Here is a 15435-nt window from a genome sequence, read left to right on the forward strand (position 1 = left end):
CTTCAAGTTTATGTGTTGTAAACAGCTACCTACTTCGATATGCTGATAGTAATGAACGGTAAAAGGAGCGTTTCCATGGCAGAGAAAGAAGAGACAAAAGAAGAAATGCTTATACAAGCGATTAAGACACAGTATTCCATTTTACAACTGCTTGATCGCACATTACTTGATGTATATCAATATGAAAAAGGGCAAAAAACTGAAGAACAGAATAGTGACCTGATAAACCTTGCCTATCAAGCAAGAAGCATTATTGCTAAAAAACCAAAATTAAAAGAAACCTACCGTAAGCTGGAAGAAGAGTATGGTATTCAACTAACCAACCATAATTAGTAAGGAAAGTCGCTTATTTTTACATAAGCGACTTTTTCTAGGTTCTAATATATATGGGTTTATTCAATGATTCGCAAAATGGATAAATTGCGAATTAACTTGGTATTACTGTAAACAGTCGTTTCGGGACAAAATGTATAGTGAACAAATTATAGCTTACTTGGGAATGTCTCGGCGAATTATCTTGGTCAGCAGCTGATTAAATTGTTCTCTGGCGGATTATCTTGGTCAGCAGCTGATTAAATTATTCTCTGGCGGATTATCTTGGTCAGCAGCCGATTAAATTGTTCTCCGGCGGATTATCTTGGTCAGCAGCCGATTAAATTATCCTCCGGCGGATTATCTTGGTCAGCAGCCGATTAAATTATCCTCCGGCGGATTACCCTGGTCAGCAGCTGATTAAATTACTCTCCGGCGGATTACCTCGCTCTGCTGCTGATAAGTTTCACCTCCACTCTGCTATTAATTGTTCTTACACTAATTCGCATTTCCCTTAAACTATGAATAAACATAGTACCCATCATTTGCAATAAAACATTTATCTATCAGTATTTCCCTGTATCTAATTCAAATAATGTTCTATTTATAAATCATACTTCTTTACGTTATGTTGGTTGTCAATTAATCTAGAGTTTGGTAAATGTATTTTAAGGGAAAAGGAATGTGCTCAAATATGGAAAGGCTGATTATATGCTAACGCTTCTGAAGAACAGTTGGTCGGACTTTAAGGAGTCTTATCTGCAATATATATTGTTTGAATTTATTTATTCGTTATTTGCCAGCATCTTGTTTGCTCCTTTTCTATCTTATATTTTTAACCGCATGCTAACAGTAATTGATGATGGTTCATTACTAAACAGCGAAGTATTTTCGCTTGGATTAAGTATAAGTGGAATTATGGGAACCTTGTTTGTAAGTTTTTTTGCTGTAGCTTTTTTATTTGTAGAGTTTGGTGTACTAATCATCCTTGCAGAAAAAAGCTATTTTAATGAGCCGGTCTATATATCGGAAGCATTTCTAACCGCAGTTAAAAAACTACCAAGGCTGCTTGGTTTTGGGTTTATTCCATTGGTTTTTTTACTGCTTTTATTTATACCATTTATTGATGCATCTACATTACCTCCGTTGTTTGATGTAAATATTACTATCTTTCTTACAGACCTGCTGTATGAATCGCTTATTGCCAAGGTTGTTTATTTTTCCTTGTTTTTAGGAATGGGTTATCTATTCGTACGCTGGATTTTTGCACTTCATTATATTTTTATTGAGAATAAGACGATTTGGCAGGCATTACGGAGCAGCTGGAATTGCACCAAGAAAAATAAAATTAGAGTGGTATGGTATGTTTTATTTGTTAATATATTGATCTTTTTAGCAGGATTTGTTCTTATGAACGCGGTATCTGAACTTACTACAATCATAGACTCTAAGGTGATCGGAGACTTTATTGGGAATTACTTACTAACCTTTGCCAGTTATTTTACTATGCTGATGTCGTTAGTTTTCATTCCTGTGAACTTGCTTGTTCTTACAAGATTGTTTTATGAGTTCCAAGAGAGAAAAGGAGTACAAATTAAAGATTCCTTGAAATTAGGAAGAAGTAGTTATTTACTTCAGGTAGAAAAAAAGGTTGGGCGGTTCTTATCAAGACGTAAATCTTTCTTTATATCTGCAACCGTTGTTGTACTCAGTCTTTTATTTGCTATTAATTATGTGGTGAATGACTCGCTTGTCTATTTGAAATGGGATGTGGAAATTGCAAGTCACCGTGGAGATCTGAAACATGCGCCTGAAAATTCGATGAGTAGTATTCGTTCCGCCATTCGTAAAGGTGTGGATGCTGTTGAGGTAGATGTTGCCATGACAAAAGACGGAGTAATCGTTCTAAGTCATGATCTCGATCTAAAGCGGGTAGCTGGCGTATCGGATAAAATCAGTAATCTTACGTATGAAGAAATAAAGCAAATAGACATTGGCAGACTTTATGGTGAGGAATTTATCGGAGAACGAATTCCTACCTTGGATGAAGTTCTGAAAGTGATGCAAGAAAATGATACAAAACTAATTATTGACTTGAAATCAGCTGAACCTGGAAGAGGCTTCGCTGAAAAAATTGTGGAGCTTGTAGAGAAGAATGATTCGGATCATTTGGCGTATGTTCAATCCTTCAGTTATGAATTATTACAGGATATCCGTAAACGAAATGAAACAATAAAGATTGGCCAAATTCTCTTTTTATCTGCAGGAAACTTATCTAAGTTGGATGTGGATTTTTACACAATAAGAGAAAGTATGCTAACAGAACGATTTATCGAGCGTGCTAAAAAGCAAAATCGAGAGGTATGGGTGTGGACCGTTAACATAAAAAGAAACATGAAAGAAGTATTGAAGTACGATATCGATGGAATTATTACAGATTACCCGGAAAGAGCACAACGTGTATTGGAAATTGGACTGGAAGGACAGCGACGTAACTGAAGGCGTACTGTCCTTTTTGTATGGAAAACACATAAAGGTTAAAAAAGTCGTTTTACTTTTATTGAAAGAGGCAATAAAGATAGTATGTTACGAGAAGTGGCATAATTATGGTAAAAATTATTAAGAAATTAACACATCGATAAAGAAGGAGACTTGTGTTTAAATGAATATAAAAAAAGCGATGGAGGAGATGTCAGAAGAAATAGCTAAACTAACTGGTGTGTCAGCTATTACCATGAGCGGTTCAAGAGCAAATGGGGCTAATCACTTGTCTACAGATATGGATATAGCAATATATTATGATAAAACAAAAGGATTTAACGTAGAGGATGTAAACAATTTGGTTAGCAGCTTAGATGATAACCAAAGTGCGGAGTGTACTTCATTAAATGAGTGGGGTGCCTTAATGAATGGAGGAGCGAACCTTACCATTCATGGAGTTCATACTGCGATAATTTTTCGGGATATTCACAAAGTTGTAGATGGTATTACAGCTAATTTACAGGGTGAGAAAAATGAGGATAGAAATGCAAAACCATCCTACGTTTATTTAGATGTCCTTTATTTAGGTGAACTAGCAATCTGTGAAATCCTGTATGATCCTTATCAATATATTTATCAATTAAAACAAAAAATCACTCATTATCCTGAACAATTACATCAGGCACTCATCGAGTATTATACATTTGAGGCCTCTTATTCCTTTATGATCATTTCTCATCGAATTGATACAGATGATGATTGTTTTGTGGCTAGTCATGTTTTGCGAACAATTAGATGTATGAATCAATTACTGTTTACCATAAATCGGGCATGTTGTATTCATAAATACAATGCTGTACAGTCTATAGACGTATATTCAACTAGACCTGACAACTACGGTGAGAAAGTAAATGATATCCTACAGTCACTAGTCACTACGAGGAAGAGCCGTGCAAAAGGTATGCAAGCACTGCATGATCTTCTTTCTTCCACAGAGGAGTTAGCAGCAGTTTAAACCAGAAGGAGCATCCTTCTGGTTTTTTATTAGGCAGAAAAAATATATACATATAATAAAGTAATTGAAAAGGAGAGGTTTGAATATGGATAGAAAAAAATGGGCAATTGCCTCATTTATCGTTATTATGCTAACCGTTTTTATAAATTTTTTTGGTTATGATTTATTCCATATCCCATCAAGGGAAGGAATAATAATTGTAGTAATATTGACAGCAATAGCTTTTATACTCGCATTGATAGGGAAAGGGATCTGGCGTACTCTTACCTTTATTGTCATCGTGATTCTTATAGCGACATCGTTGTTTTCATTTTGGTTTGTAGGCCAATCGTTGTTTTAAAGCATTCTTGAAGAAGTGAGGTCGATGGTTGAGGCTTATAAAAGGATTCAAATAAAAATACGATTTTCAAGTAGTCCCCCAGAGTTTCTAGCCCCCTTCATTTTCTTTCTATATACTGTAGCTAAATATAAATTAGATAAAGAAGAGAAATATGTAGGGGTTAGAGGACTGTGAAATATTGGCCTGCAATGCTTGTACTGTTTTTAGCCGTGTTGCTAGGAGGTTGTCAGGAAGATAAAAAACAACATGTGAAACCCTCTGAGATAAATGTGGAGAATTTACCAGATGTGAGAGCATTTCAGGATGAATTTACAAGAGAATTCCTTCAATCAACAGAGGAAACAAGGGAAGGATATTATCCTTTTTTGTCAGGGACTGGGGCGTATAAGATGGATTTTCCAGCTGGCGGGATTGTTGGGGAAAAAGGGTACGCGATTGAAGGGGAGAGATTTGAAAGTTTTAGAATTGGTGTTAAAGAAAAACAAATCGCCTCTTCAATAAACTTTAAATATAAAAATGAAAAAAGAAATAACGTTGAAGTAAACTTAGACATGCTGAAGACTTCAATGAATAAAAGCCTTCAATTTGAAGAGTTTTCTTTAAAAGACAGAGATATGTATCTTGCTCGATTTGAGAATGAGAGTGGTTCATATGGCATGGTAGGATATATACAAAACAAATTATCAACAGGAGGAGTATCGGCCATATATACTTCTGAATGCACGGAGAGTCCGCAACCCTGTGAAGAGGTAAATGAAATTAATAATAAAAAAATGCTAAATTGGTTAAAATCAATAAAATTTGTAAAAGAGTAAATCAAGTATAGAAAGTATTTGTGGAGGGAAGACACGTGAAATATTGGTTTGCAATGTTTTTACTATTTTTAGTCGTGTTGCTAGGAGGTTGTCAGGAAGATAAAAAACAACGTGTTAAACCATCTGAAATGCATGTGGAGGATTTACCAGATGTGAGAGCATTCGAGGATGAATTTACAAGAGAATTCCTCCAATCAACAGAGGAAACAAGGGAAGGATATTATTCTTTTTTGTCAGGGGCTGGGGCATATAAGATGGATTTTCCCGCTAGTGGAATTGTTAGCGAGAAATCATACTCCATAAAAAAAGATGGATTTGAAAGTTTTTTTATAGGTGTAAACCAACTCGAAAGTGAAGCATTGATTAGCGTTAATTATAATTCTATGTATGTAAATATAGAGTCAATGCAAGATATATTAAAAAAGCAGTTAGATGAAGATCTAAAATTCAATAAATATGATAGTAATGACTTGGAAATCTATGCAGCTACTTTTACATTTCAAAAAGGCTATGGCATGGCTGGAGTAATTCTTAATAAAAAGTCGGATGGTGGGGGAGTATTAGTAACTTATGAATCTAATTTGATTAGCAAAAGTGATCAGGGAAAACAAAAAGAAAAAATAATTAAATGGATGAAATCATTTAAATTTAATAATAATATGAAAAAAGAATGAAGCAGCTTAACAAAAAGTTCCATTAGTAATTTACCAGCAGGGGTATTGAATTTGATAATCTTGTTTTTGGAACTTTTGACCTACATAACTCATGTGAAAAAAGTAGGGTTTTATAAATTTTTCCAAGAAAGACTACCTTTCTTATTTTACTCTCTATATACTGAAGTTAGATAAAAATCGGAATACAGAAATAGTTGGGCAGCATGGGAGGAATGGTCTATGAGATATTGGCTTACAGCGTTGTTAGCAATTTTTATTGTTTTGTTAGGAGGTTGTCAAATGGATCAAGAAAAAAGTACGAAGCCAGCAGAGATGAGTGTGGAGGATTTACCGGATGTGAGAGCGTTTCAAGATGATTTCACAAGAGAATTCCTTCAATCGACAAAGGAAACAAAGGAAGGATATTATCCTTTTTTGTCTGGAACCGGGGCTTATAAGATGGATTTTCCTGCCGGTGGTATTGTTGGGGAAAAAGGATATTCTAAAAAGCAAAAAGAATTTGAATCATATCTAGTAGGTATAGATGAAGGAAATGGCTTCGAATCATCTATAAAAATTGATTACTATTCTAAAATAGGTCAGACTTCTACAGAGTTGGAAATGCTCTCAAGTCAGTTTAATCAAAAGCTTGACTTTGAATCGTATGATGAAAATAATATCACTATTTCCCTGGCTAAATTTGAGGATGACGAGAAGACTATCGGAGCTGTTGGGTTACTAGAGCATAAAAGCACACAAGAAGGATTGTCAATAATATATGAAAGTGAGTGTATACGTTCTGTTGAGGATTGTAAGACAGAGAAAATAGAGATGCAGAATAAAATAAAACAATGGGTCAATTCTATTAAATTTGTTAAAAATGATGAAAGTGATGAAGAACAATGAGTGAATCAATTCTAAGCACGGACGAAATTAGATTACGACTTATTAACTTAGAATATAAAGATCTGAATAAAAAAGATTTTGAAAAAGAAATTAAGCAGATTTATTTAGAAGAATATGGAGAAATATTACCAGCTAATATAGAGATTATTCATTCAAGAGACTCCAAGAATTCTGAAGTTACCTCTTCTGATTATAACGGTACGGCAGTATACTTTCATTCCAAGGAAAAAGATATAAATGAATTATATATTATATCGCAAGGTACCCAAGATGGAGCTGATTGGGAGTATAATTTAAAAGCCATGTTTGCTGGTAAAGATTTCACACAAGCGAAATCGGCAAATAAATTCACAGAGGAAGTTATTAAAGAGATCGATAATAATGGAGAATTAACTGTGACTGGACTTTCTCACTCTTTGGCTCACAATAACAACACTACTGCACACTTAATTTATGATACATTCGATGAAATTTACAGTGTGAATGGAGCCCAGACAAACTACTATCAGTTATTTAATGCTGATAGAGACTTTAGAAGAGAAATAATGAATAATTTTAATCTTTCCAGAACAAACCCAGACGCCATCTACAACTTAGACCCCAAACAACTGGAAACCTTCGCAAAGGAATACTACAAAGACAAGGCAACGAATGTGCATCAACTTATTTCCAAAGACGATCCTCTTTATGCAGTGAGCGGAGCAAGAGGTTTTTTTACGATTGGTGATGTGAAATATGTGGATACAAACCCTGATTTGCCAGGGTTAAGAAATCTTATGGATGAAATTCCGGATGAAGTTATTAAAGACTTTCAGGAATTAGCTATTGACTATACGGTAGCATCCAAAAAAGGCGGCACTAATGCTGCGATCCAAGAGATATTAGGCGTAAATATGGACTTGGTTAACGAAATTGATGATATTGGCAGTGCAGTCAAAGTATATTTTACTAAACAAGGTGAGATCGATGCCATGGTTCATGGACTGAATGATAAGTTGCCAGGAGTACTTTCCAGAATAAAAACAGTTACTGAAAATGCAGATGTTATTTTTGGAAGGTTAGTAAACGCTGGCTACATTACCGAGGAACAGAAGAATACATTAGTAACAGAACTAACAGCTATAGAGGTAGAGCTGGATGGAATTCAGGAAACCGTATCCCGATTGACAAGTATAAGGGATATGGGAGATTTTTATGCACAGCTTGGTGGAGATGCGGCTGCAATTATTAAAATGAAAAGACATTACAATTCTATTATGGAAAGCTTCGAAGAATTAAATAATGAGGATCTGCTGGCTGCTATGGAGGCAATCGGCCAAAGCCATAGTATATCTGAGATGCTTGAAGGTTTGTCTGATAAGAAGAAATCATATATTGGTACAGATATGGTTTATACGACTGACAGTGGCGGAAAGGAAATTCGAGTAAATATATCCGCATCCCTCCGCATGTATACAGATGGAAAAAGTCTGCTTGAAGAAAAGAAAGATGAAATCGGCAAGCTGGATCTTGCCTGGAATACAGAAATTCTTCAGTGCTTTGAAGATGAAAAACGAAAAGTAGTTCATAAAATTAGTGAAATTGAAGGAAGTCCGGGAAGTTATAGAAGCTTACTTCGTAAACATGTGTATTTTTCAAGATTGGATAAGACAGTGAGAGGAATACAAGTCCATGATGTATTTTATCCACTGACGAATGCGGATTTAGATACAGAGATTACCAGTTTAAGAGAATCAGTTGAAGAAGGTTTTACGTATATTGAAAATTACCGAAAAGCTATTGAAGCTTTGTTCGATAAAGATGATCATATTGCTACACTTTTTGATTTAGCGGGGAGGTTATAACATGGGAGAAGAACACTCCATTACAGTAAGTGAGCGCATTCTTGCAAGTGAAGATTTTTCTCATAAAAAAGATACGCTTATGCTGAATAAGAATAACTTGGAAACCTTGGATAAAGACTTCTTTACATTGGTAAATGGAATAATCATTAACGAGGAACAAAAAGGAGAAGTTGTTGAGGCAATGCAGCAAAAGACAAAAACGTTTAGAGATAAGAATGAGAATTTGCTGAGTCAATTAGAGAGAGAGATTACTAGAATTTCTAACACGTTAGATGATCAGATTGATGATATGAAGACACAGCGGATGACAATTACTTATGAGGACACACCTTCCGCATAATTGAAGTGTTACTTGCAGAAAGGAGGTTATGATGATGAAAAAGCTTATTTTGTTTTTATTTCTAGTTATCTGGATGACTGGCTGTGGTGGAGAAGAAGCTGAAAAAGCTGAAGGCACAGAAACAGCGCAATCGAAAGAAATGAAGAAAGACATGGATGAAAAAGCAGAGGAAGCATCGGATACTGATAACTTAGAGGATAAGGGTACGGATGGAAAAAATAATCTCGGAGACATGAAAGTGGAGCTGTCCGGTAAAGCAAGCATTAAAGAAGAGAGTGTTATCATCGATGGAGAAAGCAATCTTCTTCCAGGAACGTTCATTTATTCGAGTGGTGTCACTGATAGTGGATTTGCTTCATCCAATTTTATTAATAAGGCAGAAGTTCAGGAAGATGGTAGCTTTACCTTTGAGTTTGACGGCATAAGTAAAAGTACCACTGTGAAATTGAAATTATACAATACAAAAGATGAAACGAAAAAGCATTATGGAGAGAATTTAGAAAAGGTTACTGGTCCTCAAAAATATAAAACAGAGAATCATGGGGAGTTTGAAGTAAAAACGGAATTTTATATTAATGCAGATCTGCCAATGCCATACACCATTCCGATCGAAATCCCAAAATGGGAGAAAGAACCGGAGAATTACGGGGACACTAATGTGTGGATGGAAGCAAAGGTAGATAGTGACCATCGCTACTTATATTTTCATGGAAAAAGCAATTTAGTAGAGGGTACGCAGGTCGGTGGAAATTTACGGAAAGCATCCGGAATTATCGATGCATTTTCTTTTGGACATACAAGGGTGAATCCAGATGGTACCTTTGAATTACGTGTTCCTTATCATCAGCTTAAGCAAGGTATGTATATGCCAATCCAGGTCAAACCAAAAAATAACAGCTGGGATGATTTTGTGTCAGCATATGGAGAGCAAGGGGAAAAATGGAAAGGCAATCTCGTTAAAAACGATAAAGATGACAAGTATCTCGAATACATTGTAGAGATAGATGCGCCGAACTTTGATCCAGCAGAGGATGTAGGGTTAACGGTTAATGAAGAGGAAGTAAAAATGCAGATGCCAGATCATTTATTATTTGATTTTGATAAAAGTGAATTAAAACCAGAAGCAAAGAAAATCTTGGATAAAGTAATACAGGATTTACAGGAATTAGAGGAAGGAACAGACATTCAAATAAATGGTCATACAGATAATGTAGGTGATTCAGATTACAATCAAGAACTATCAAAAGAACGGGCAGATGCAGTGTGGAACTACTTGAAAAAGAATGGAGATCTGAATGGTCTGCAAGTTGAAAAACAAGGATATGGGGATACCAAGCCAATTGCTTCTAACAAAGATGAAGACGGCCAGGAGAAAAACCGCCGAGTAGAAATTGTGATAAATCCAAAGGAAACCGACTCTTAAGGGAGTTGGTTTTTCTTTATAGAAAATGTCTTCTGCCAATATAAAACTATTGAAGGAAAAAGGTGTTTAATCTTTTAAGGAAGAGGATACATACTGATTAGAAAGACATATTCTTTCCAAAAAATTACGGAGGTGGATGAAAATGGCAGACATTAAGTTCAAAACAGGTGAAAACGCACCGGAAAACGGCAAGTATAAAGTGGACAGCTTGGTGAATGGAGGTTCTTCGAGCAACGACAATACAACTATTGATATGGATCAAGGAGAGCAATTTCCTCCATCACCAACTTCCAATGAAGCTGCATATTGGGTAAAAGCTTAACATGAATTAAGAGATTTTTACGTTTTGCAAGTGAATTCCAGTGAAACAAAAGTAGTACAAGCCACACATAAATCAGAAAGGAGCTGCTTAGAATGGCTAATAATAACAAGAAGAACAACAAGATGGGTGTAGAAGAAGCAGGTAAAAAAGGTGGACAAACTACAGCACGTAATCATGACCAGGAATTTTATGAAGAGATCGGTCAAAAAGGTGGAAATACAACTTCTAAGAATCATGATCAAGAATTTTATGAAGATATTGGTAAAAAAGGCGGAGAAAAAACTTCCAAAAACCATGATCAGGAATTTTATGAAGAGATCGGTCAAAAAGGTGGAAAGACCACTTCACAGAATCATGATCAGGAGTTCTATGAAGAGATTGGCCAAAAAGGCGGAGAAACAACCTCAAAGAACCATGATCAGGAATTCTATGAAGAGATCGGTCAAAAAGGTGGCAACGTGCGAGGTCGCCAACAACAAAAGGATAACAAAAATAATTAATTCGTTCAACCATAAAACATGCAAAAAAGGAAAAGGTGCTGCTCCTTTTCCTTTTTTGCGTTTAAATGAGAGATATGCTATTTCATTTGAGAGATACTTTCCGAATATGAGAGAGCAGCCCTCTGAAATGAGAGAGTCCTGCCTCAAGATGAGAGAGCAACCTTCTGAGATGAGAGAGTCCTGCCCAAAGGTGAGAGAGCAACCCTCAGAAATGAGAGAATCCTGCCCTAAGATGAGAAAGCAGCCTTCACAGATGAGAGAGCCCCCGTCCCCTAATCCCAGTTAAAATACCTTCGTTGTCCAATTTTCCCCGTTCCATACTTCTGTTACAATATCTTCATAAAAATGAGGTTCGTGGGAGATTAAGAGCACACTACCCTTGTATTCCTTTAGCGCTCTTTTTAATTCTTCTTTTGCATCCTGGTCTAAATGGTTGGTTGGTTCATCTAATACGAGTAAATTGGTTTCCATGTTAATCAGCTTACAGAGTCGGACTTTTGCCTTTTCTCCACCACTTAACACTTTTACTTTACTTTCAATATGCTTTGTAGTCAGGCCACAGCGAGCTAAAGCTGCTCGCACTTCATATTGATTCATATGAGGGAATTCATCCCAAATTTCTTCCAGACAGGTTTTATTGCTGTCTGTTTTCATTTCCTGTTCAAAATATCCAATAGACAAATGCTCCCCAAGCTCTACAGATCCTTGAAGGGCAGGAATTTCACCCAAAATACTTTTCAGAAGCGTTGTTTTTCCAATACCATTGGCGCCAGAAAGGGCAACCTTCTGACCACGTTCCATGCTAAGGTTCAATTTATTGGAAAGTGGCTCATCATACCCGATGACCAAATCCTTTGTCTCAAATAAATACTTACCTGGTGTACGTGCCCGCTTAAATTCAAATTTCGGCTTTGGCTTTTCTGCATCTAATTCAATGACATCCATTTTATCAAGTTTTTTCTGGCGGGACATAGCCATTTTGCTTGTAGCTGCATTAGCTTTATTTCTTGCAACAAAATCCTTTAGATTAGCAATTTCCTTTTGTTGCTTTTTATAAGCTGCTTCCATTTGTTGCTTTTTCATTTCGTAAACACGTAAGAATTCATCATAATCACCTGGGTATCTGGTGATTTGCTGGTTTTCCATATGATAAATTAAATTGATAACACTATTTAAAAATGGAATATCATGGGAGATAAGGATGAAAGCATGCTCATAGGCGATGAGATAATTTCGCAGCCATTCAATATGCTCAACATCCAAATAGTTAGTCGGCTCATCAAGCAGGAGTATGTCCGGCTTTTCCAAAAGTAGCTTAGCAAGCAATACTTTTGTTCGTTGTCCTCCGCTTAAATCGTGGACATCACGCTCCAGGCCGAAATCATCAAGCCCTAGTCCGTTGGCAACTTCCTCCACTTTTGCATCAATGATATAAAAGTCATTGTTCGTAAGTGCATCCTGAATTCTACCTGTTTCTTCTAATATCTCTTCCAATTCTTCAGGACTAACTTCTGCCATTTTTGCGAAGAGCGCATTCATCTCTGCTTCCATATCATACAAGTATTGAAATGCAGTTCGCAAAACATCACGTATGGTCATACCTTGTTTTAGCGCAGCATGCTGATCTAAATAGCCAACCCGTACATGCTTGGACCAGCTAACGGTTCCTGCATCAGGCTCCAATTTTTTAGTAATAATGTTCATAAAAGTGGATTTACCTTCACCATTGGCTCCGATCAATCCAATATGTTCTCCTTGCAATAGACGAAAAGACACATCATCAAAAATAGCACGATCCCCGAATCCGTGGCTTAAATTATTTACTGTTAATAAACTCATCGTTCAAACACCTTTTCTTTTTAAATTCATCTTATCTATTATAAAGGTCATTGCATAAAAAGGATAGGGAAGATTGCCAAGTATCTATTCAACTGGTTTTGTTGTTGTTATGTCAGCTGGATCCCTTTAATAATAAGAGCTTGGAAGACATATACAGCCTCTTGTTAAGTGTATCAAATGTTGAAGTGGCAATTCTTATGCTTGGAAAAACTCTTTTTTTAGCATACCCATCTGAATGATGTCATGCCATTCCCCATTTCGGTATAGCGCTTCGCGACATTCCCCTTCTTCAACAAAACCTAATTTTTCGTACAATTGAATTGCTCTTGTATTAAAGGAAAAGACCTGTAAGGAGACGCGATGCAAATTTAGCTCATGAAATGCATAGGTGAGCAGTAATTGCAGCGCTTCTTTTCCATAGCCTTTCCCCCAATAATTCTTTTCACCGATATCAATAATACATTCCGCGTTTCGATTTTTTAAATCAAGATTAATGAGTGAAGTGACCCCGATGGGAATTTGCTGCGTCCTTTCCATAATAATATAGCTCTTGGAGGAACTGGAATCGAGCATGCGAATTTCTACAAAGTCACTTGTTTCTTTAAACGTATATGTATCCAAAAATAGACTGGTGGAGTTCATTACATCCATGTCCATTCTCCATGTGTGATACTGTTCTGTATCACTCTTTTCCATTTTGCGTAAATATACTCTTTCTGAAGAAAACATAGGTCTGCCTCCTTAATTGGCTGGTCAAGTATGGAATTTATTTTTATTGAAAGGGGGAGGGCCTTTGATGGATGGGGGGTTGTCGCGGTCAGGGTGCTTGTTGTCTCGGCTGGTGCGTTTGCTGTCGCGGCTGAGAGGTCTGTTGTCTCGGGCAGGGAGCTTGCTGTCGCGGATGGGGAGCAGCCAGTCTCGAACAGCTCATGTCATGTCTCGGTTCATCTGATTCCAGTCTCGGTTAATGAACTTATTGGATATGTTCGGCGATCAGATTTGGCGATGCTGAGAATGGAAAACTCTCTTTCATTATTATAGTAGAAAAATTGAGATATTTTTGGTTGAAATAAAGGATTACAGGTAGGCTTGTAACCCCTTATTTTTTTTATAAGATGAAACACTAATTTTTCTTGGAAAATCCTTCTTGTTGCAAATAATCTGCAGCGCCATTGTAAGTTGGATAGGTGGCATCCAGCATATTGCCTGCATATATATCCCAGGTTTCATATTCATGGATTAAAGTTAGTGTATTTCCTTCCTCATCCATCCAATTTTCCTTTAACGGTTCCTGTTCAGAAAGAGAAGCGATGGACTGTTCAATAATTTGGCGAAGATCCTTTTCGTTAAAGTCGCGAATGTTTGTCATCCCTTTGGAATCAGTAGGATAGGTGTCGGTCATCTCCCCTGTATAAACAAATCCATTTCCATTTGGATGCAGTCGGTATACGACAATCTTCTTCTCCACTATACTTCCTTCATAATGAAAATTCACGCGTCCAAGCGACACATCATGCCGGGTCAATTCAGTAAATGATTCAATTATAGCTAGTTTTTCTTCAAATGTTAGCATGTTACCTCCGGATGTTAGTTATTTTTCTTCATTATAGCATTGGCTGAAGATGAAATACCAATAAGAGTAAGTAATAAAGTAAGAGAAAGAAGTCTCATTTTTAATACTTATACATTTGTTTATAATACTTTATTTTCAGTTAACATTTAATTAATAAACTATCTTTATACTTGTAGTTAATTAAAGTAAAGGAGAGTGTTAGATTATGAGGTATACTTTTTCTATTCTTTTCGCGTTAATCCTGTTGATAGGTATGTTCACTGTTCCTGCATTTGCTGCAAGTAATGATTCAAAATCTCAGGTAGCAAACGTTGCCCACCGCGGGGCCTCCGGACATGCGCCTGAAAATACGATGGCGGCATTTGACAAAGCTTTTAAAATGAAGGCAGATTATATTGAAATTGATGTACAAATGACAAAAGATGGGGAACTAGTTGTCATTCATGATACTACTGTAAATCGCACTACAAATGGTGTAGGAAATATTAAAGATTTAACATTGGAACAAGTAGAGCAGTTAGATGCAGGAAGCTGGTTTAGCAATACTTTTTCGGGAGAGAGAATTCCCACATTTGAAGAGGTTATTGATACGTATAGAGGAAAAATTGGTATATTAATAGAATTAAAATCACCTGAGCTATACCCCGGTATTGAAGAAAAAGTGGCGAAGGTTTTAAAGGAACGCAATATGGATCGTCCAAATAACAACAAGATTATCATCCAATCTTTTAACCATACATCAGTACAAGCTTCTAAAGAGTTATTGCCAGATATTCCGCATGGAGTACTAGCTGGTATGAGTTGGAAGGATGTGACGGACGAGCAGCTAGCAAAATTTGCAACGTATGCTGATTTTTTTAATCCGAACCTAAATATTGTATCACCTGAATTACTTCAGCGGGTCCATACACATGATATGAAAATGTATCCATATACGGTCAGAATCCAAGAACAAGCAGATAATTTATTACAACTGGGGGTTGATGGAATTATTACTGATTTCCCTGAATATGTATATCAGCATCCAGTTAAATAACTATATTAATTTAAGAACGCTGGCTTTAGAAGATTT

General features: G+C 36.3%; 17 protein-coding genes. 14 read left to right on the plus strand and 3 right to left on the minus strand.

The window, feature by feature from the left end; genetic code table 11:
- The first annotated feature begins 75 nt into the window (after positions 1-75).
- The 12 genes from BME96_RS04980 to BME96_RS05035 all read left to right on the plus strand — a co-directional run bounded on the left by BME96_RS04980 (position 76) and on the right by BME96_RS05035 (position 10951).
- Complete coding sequence (locus tag BME96_RS04980; protein ID WP_071648473.1) at positions 76-333, plus strand: hypothetical protein; 258 nt, start codon at positions 76-78, stop codon at positions 331-333.
- 663 nt (positions 334-996) lie between these two features.
- Positions 997-2811, plus strand: a complete 1815-nt coding sequence (locus tag BME96_RS04985; RefSeq protein WP_083547416.1) for a glycerophosphodiester phosphodiesterase — start codon at positions 997-999, stop codon at positions 2809-2811.
- A 163-nt stretch (positions 2812-2974) separates the two neighbouring features.
- Positions 2975-3808 (plus strand): nucleotidyltransferase domain-containing protein, encoded by an 834-nt coding sequence (locus BME96_RS04990; RefSeq protein WP_019376544.1) that lies wholly within the window; start codon positions 2975-2977, stop codon positions 3806-3808.
- Between the two features lie 85 nt (positions 3809-3893).
- On the plus strand, positions 3894-4148 hold the full coding sequence (locus tag BME96_RS04995; RefSeq protein WP_019376545.1) for a hypothetical protein: 255 nt from the start codon (positions 3894-3896) through the stop codon (positions 4146-4148).
- Positions 4149-4318: 170 nt separating this feature from the next.
- The gene (locus tag BME96_RS05000) at positions 4319-4963 is read left to right on the plus strand and encodes a hypothetical protein (protein WP_071648474.1); all 645 of its coding nucleotides are present in this window, start codon (positions 4319-4321) and stop codon (positions 4961-4963) included.
- A gap of 35 nt (positions 4964-4998) precedes the next feature.
- Positions 4999-5637 carry a hypothetical protein gene (locus BME96_RS05005; RefSeq protein ID WP_071648475.1) on the plus strand — a complete coding sequence of 213 codons (639 nt, stop codon included), beginning with the start codon at positions 4999-5001 and terminating at the stop codon, positions 5635-5637.
- A 219-nt stretch (positions 5638-5856) separates the two neighbouring features.
- Positions 5857-6522 (plus strand): hypothetical protein, encoded by a 666-nt coding sequence (locus tag BME96_RS05010; protein ID WP_060680041.1) that lies wholly within the window; start codon positions 5857-5859, stop codon positions 6520-6522.
- Complete coding sequence (locus BME96_RS05015; protein ID WP_071648476.1) at positions 6519-8366, plus strand: DUF6792 domain-containing protein; 1848 nt, start codon at positions 6519-6521, stop codon at positions 8364-8366. Before BME96_RS05010 ends, BME96_RS05015 begins: the two co-directional genes overlap by 4 nt.
- 1 nt (position 8367) lies before the next feature.
- Positions 8368-8706, plus strand: a complete 339-nt coding sequence (locus BME96_RS05020; protein ID WP_071648477.1) for a hypothetical protein — start codon at positions 8368-8370, stop codon at positions 8704-8706.
- A 34-nt stretch (positions 8707-8740) separates the two neighbouring features.
- Positions 8741-10129 carry an OmpA family protein gene (locus tag BME96_RS05025; RefSeq protein WP_071648478.1) on the plus strand — a complete coding sequence of 463 codons (1389 nt, stop codon included), beginning with the start codon at positions 8741-8743 and terminating at the stop codon, positions 10127-10129.
- A gap of 142 nt (positions 10130-10271) precedes the next feature.
- The gene (locus BME96_RS05030) at positions 10272-10451 is read left to right on the plus strand and encodes a YjzC family protein (protein ID WP_019376551.1); all 180 of its coding nucleotides are present in this window, start codon (positions 10272-10274) and stop codon (positions 10449-10451) included.
- Positions 10452-10543: 92 nt separating this feature from the next.
- A complete protein-coding gene (locus tag BME96_RS05035) occupies positions 10544-10951 on the plus strand; it encodes a KGG domain-containing protein (RefSeq protein ID WP_019376552.1) in 408 nt (135 codons plus the stop codon).
- Positions 10952-11233: 282 nt separating this feature from the next.
- On the opposite strand, the gene abc-f is transcribed toward BME96_RS05035, so the two are convergent.
- Together abc-f and BME96_RS05045 are read right to left on the minus strand one after the other, a co-directional pair.
- The gene (gene abc-f / locus BME96_RS05040; protein WP_060680049.1) at positions 11234-12790 is read right to left on the minus strand and encodes a ribosomal protection-like ABC-F family protein; all 1557 of its coding nucleotides are present in this window, start codon (positions 12788-12790) and stop codon (positions 11234-11236) included.
- A gap of 195 nt (positions 12791-12985) precedes the next feature.
- Complete coding sequence (locus BME96_RS05045; RefSeq protein WP_060680051.1) at positions 12986-13519, minus strand: GNAT family N-acetyltransferase; 534 nt, start codon at positions 13517-13519, stop codon at positions 12986-12988.
- Between the two features lie 30 nt (positions 13520-13549).
- Between BME96_RS05045 and BME96_RS05050 the strand changes: the two genes are divergently transcribed.
- Entirely contained in the window at positions 13550-13831 is a 282-nt protein-coding gene (locus tag BME96_RS05050; protein WP_060680053.1) for a hypothetical protein, read from the plus strand.
- Between the two features lie 82 nt (positions 13832-13913).
- On the opposite strand, the gene BME96_RS05055 is transcribed toward BME96_RS05050, so the two are convergent.
- Positions 13914-14363 carry a hypothetical protein gene (locus BME96_RS05055; RefSeq protein ID WP_060680056.1) on the minus strand — a complete coding sequence of 150 codons (450 nt, stop codon included), beginning with the start codon at positions 14361-14363 and terminating at the stop codon, positions 13914-13916.
- A 205-nt stretch (positions 14364-14568) separates the two neighbouring features.
- On the opposite strand from BME96_RS05055, the gene BME96_RS05060 reads away from it, so the two are divergent.
- A complete protein-coding gene (locus BME96_RS05060) occupies positions 14569-15399 on the plus strand; it encodes a glycerophosphodiester phosphodiesterase (protein ID WP_060680057.1) in 831 nt (276 codons plus the stop codon).
- Positions 15400-15435: the final 36 nt, after the last annotated feature.

Source organism: Virgibacillus halodenitrificans (assembly GCF_001878675.1).
Taxonomy (GTDB): Bacteria; Bacillota; Bacilli; order Bacillales; family Amphibacillaceae; genus Virgibacillus_Q; species Virgibacillus_Q halodenitrificans.

What these genes read in the sequence shown, in the direction of transcription:
- BME96_RS04980 (WP_071648473.1), top strand. Translation starts at nt 76, where the DNA reads ATGGCAGAGAAAGAAGAGACAAAAGAAGAAATGCTTATACAAGCGATT.
- BME96_RS04990 (WP_019376544.1), top strand. Translation starts at nt 2,975, where the DNA reads ATGAATATAAAAAAAGCGATGGAGGAGATGTCAGAAGAAATAGCTAAA.
- BME96_RS04995 (WP_019376545.1), top strand. Translation starts at nt 3,894, where the DNA reads ATGGATAGAAAAAAATGGGCAATTGCCTCATTTATCGTTATTATGCTA.
- BME96_RS05010 (WP_060680041.1), top strand. Translation starts at nt 5,857, where the DNA reads ATGAGATATTGGCTTACAGCGTTGTTAGCAATTTTTATTGTTTTGTTA.
- BME96_RS05015 (WP_071648476.1), top strand. Translation starts at nt 6,519, where the DNA reads ATGAGTGAATCAATTCTAAGCACGGACGAAATTAGATTACGACTTATT.
- BME96_RS05020 (WP_071648477.1), top strand. Translation starts at nt 8,368, where the DNA reads ATGGGAGAAGAACACTCCATTACAGTAAGTGAGCGCATTCTTGCAAGT.
- BME96_RS05025 (WP_071648478.1), top strand. Translation starts at nt 8,741, where the DNA reads ATGAAAAAGCTTATTTTGTTTTTATTTCTAGTTATCTGGATGACTGGC.
- BME96_RS05030 (WP_019376551.1), top strand. Translation starts at nt 10,272, where the DNA reads ATGGCAGACATTAAGTTCAAAACAGGTGAAAACGCACCGGAAAACGGC.
- BME96_RS05035 (WP_019376552.1), top strand. Translation starts at nt 10,544, where the DNA reads ATGGCTAATAATAACAAGAAGAACAACAAGATGGGTGTAGAAGAAGCA.
- abc-f (WP_060680049.1), bottom strand. Translation starts at nt 12,790, where the DNA reads ATGAGTTTATTAACAGTAAATAATTTAAGCCACGGATTCGGGGATCGT.
- BME96_RS05045 (WP_060680051.1), bottom strand. Translation starts at nt 13,519, where the DNA reads ATGTTTTCTTCAGAAAGAGTATATTTACGCAAAATGGAAAAGAGTGAT.
- BME96_RS05050 (WP_060680053.1), top strand. Translation starts at nt 13,550, where the DNA reads ATGGAATTTATTTTTATTGAAAGGGGGAGGGCCTTTGATGGATGGGGG.
- BME96_RS05055 (WP_060680056.1), bottom strand. Translation starts at nt 14,363, where the DNA reads ATGCTAACATTTGAAGAAAAACTAGCTATAATTGAATCATTTACTGAA.
- BME96_RS05060 (WP_060680057.1), top strand. Translation starts at nt 14,569, where the DNA reads ATGAGGTATACTTTTTCTATTCTTTTCGCGTTAATCCTGTTGATAGGT.